The organism is Endozoicomonas sp. (assembly GCF_051008435.1).
GTDB lineage: Bacteria > Pseudomonadota > Gammaproteobacteria > Pseudomonadales > Endozoicomonadaceae > Endozoicomonas_A.
In genome coordinates, this window is the sequence record NZ_JBPCXO010000547.1 from 1 (window position 1) to 2,088 (window position 2,088).

At 43.7% G+C, this 2,088-nt stretch carries 1 protein-coding gene and 2 pseudogenes; 2 read left to right on the forward strand and 1 reads right to left on the reverse strand.

Annotation, left to right across the window (positions count from 1 at the left end):
• A pseudogene (locus ACR2PX_RS28185) lies at positions 1–235 on the reverse strand (transposase); the annotation flags it as partial.
• A gap of 115 nt (positions 236–350) precedes the next feature.
• Between ACR2PX_RS28185 and ACR2PX_RS28190 the strand changes: the two are divergent.
• Both ACR2PX_RS28190 and ACR2PX_RS28195 read left to right on the forward strand, forming a co-directional pair.
• A pseudogene (locus tag ACR2PX_RS28190) lies at positions 351–1,049 on the forward strand (IS91 family transposase); the annotation flags it as partial.
• Positions 1,050–1,394: 345 nt separating this feature from the next.
• Positions 1,395–1,949 (forward strand): deaminase domain-containing protein, encoded by a 555-nt coding sequence (locus tag ACR2PX_RS28195; protein WP_434002679.1) that lies wholly within the window; start codon positions 1,395–1,397, stop codon positions 1,947–1,949.
• Positions 1,950–2,088: the final 139 nt, after the last annotated feature.

A 2,088-nucleotide genomic window follows, 5' to 3' on the forward strand; every position in this document is an offset into this window, starting at 1 on the left:
TAATGTGAAGTACCACATGATAATGATTGGACATCACAGCGTAGGCACAGACTTCAATGGCAAAGATGGAAACCAGTGCCTGTAACCGGTCAACCACCCACTGCCGACGATGCTCAAAACTCTTCCCAGTCAGATGATCCTCACCACATAAGTAAGCCCTGCGAACGCACCGAGCCATACAGTGATAATACGGTGTTGAGCCTGGGTCAATCAGGCTGCTGCGGGCTCGGGTCATAAGGACTCCTGTTCAGAAGGATAAATATCAGGAACAGGAGAAAAATAGTTCAACCGGTCGGTTAGTCAAATGTGTGGATGTCCCTTTTACTTCCCTTTTACTTCCCTTTTACTTCACTCCTTTTACTTCACTGAAACAATTTGGCGCCAACGACAAACATCTTGATGCCGATCTTGGAATGACCGGCGTTCTGCACACGCACAGCCGACGGCTGGATTACCATCCCCATGTTCACTTTGTGGTACCTGGCGGCGGTATTAACCTCCGACGAAAAGAGTGGAGAAAGTTCAAGGGTAAATATCTGTTCAATGGTAAGAACTTGGGCAGAGTCTTTCGCGCCAAACTCCTCAAATCACTGGACGAACAGGGCTTACTATCTCTGAATCTGAAAATGCACCTACCTAAAGAGTGGGTAGTGAACTGCCAACACGTCGGTAAGGGACTACCGGCTCTGAAATACCTGTCCCGTTATCTCTATAAAGGGGGTATCAACGACAAAAATGTACTGACCAGTCAGAAAGGAACAGTGACCTTCTCCTACATAAACAGCGAAACCGGAAAAACAGACACCCGAACATTGCCCGGTGAAGATTTCCTGTGGCTGGTGCTGAAACATGTGTTGCCCAGACGATTTCGACGCGCTCGTGATTATGGATTTTTGCACAGTAATGCAAAAAAGAAACTATCGCTGGTACAGCTGATTCTGAACGTGGTGGTCAAGGCAGTGGAGCCGGTCATTCGCCCCGTTTTCAAGTGCAGACATTGTGGTGAGTCTATGAGGCACATTGCCTTCAGGTTTATGAAACCTCACTAAAGCCTTGCCACGGAACCTCCACCCTCCATTCACCAACAGGGAAAAACAGACTTCGTAAGATAGTGTTATAAGGCACGGGATGACTATAATGCAGTGGTCGGATGCCGCTCACCTCAAATAAAGCGAATAGAGTCAATATTCGCAGATCAGATAGTTCTTAGAAAAGTAAACTTCAATAGACCATCCTCATTAGAATTCAACCTGGGCTTGTGCAACAACAGGATAAGATTGCGGCTGCGCGCAATCTATTCTTATTCGTTAGCCGTTTATCTGATATTTGGTTTGAACTTTACTGCTTTTTATCTGTCCAATTCTTTAATGAATCGTTCACAGGGAAGTATATAAATGGAACCTATATTAAAGAAGCCTGTGATTGCAGGAGTGCTTTCAGGTTGCCCCGCTAAGCGTAAAGCTGGTTTTCATGGAAGAAAAGAATCTGAATCAAAGCAAAAAACTATGCCTCGCTCAGAACGGATTCGTTATAACTCCAGAGCAAAGCACAATTATACAGATATATTATCTAGAAAAATAAGCTATTTCAGAAAAGCCTCCAAAGTTAATATTGGTGATAGAAATATAGCGATTGCAGTGATTAAATATTCCGCATCTAACACTGACGAACTTATAGCTATTAGTGGAGTTGAATCAAGAATTGGTTTACCTGCTCCCCGAGATAGATCATTTGAAACTTTTGATATTGGCCATGACCGTTCATGTGATGCAGAAGTGAAGATTTTTGAATACTTGGACAAAAAAGTCAAAAGCCATTCGAAAGCGGCTGTTTATCTACATTCTGAACTACCTGTATGCGATTCTTGTCGTGATGTAATACGACAGTTCAAGGATAAATATAACAACATAAAAATATTCACATCCTACAGTTTACTTGACAAACTTTGAGTATTGCAGACGGCTAACGCTTAGTTCAACTGCCCTTGCACTTAATCGAAGCGACTCTGGATTGAAGTGGATCACTTCAATGCCTCTTGGGTCAGTTGCAACGCCTTGGTACGCCCGGCATGGGCATGAATTTATGGGG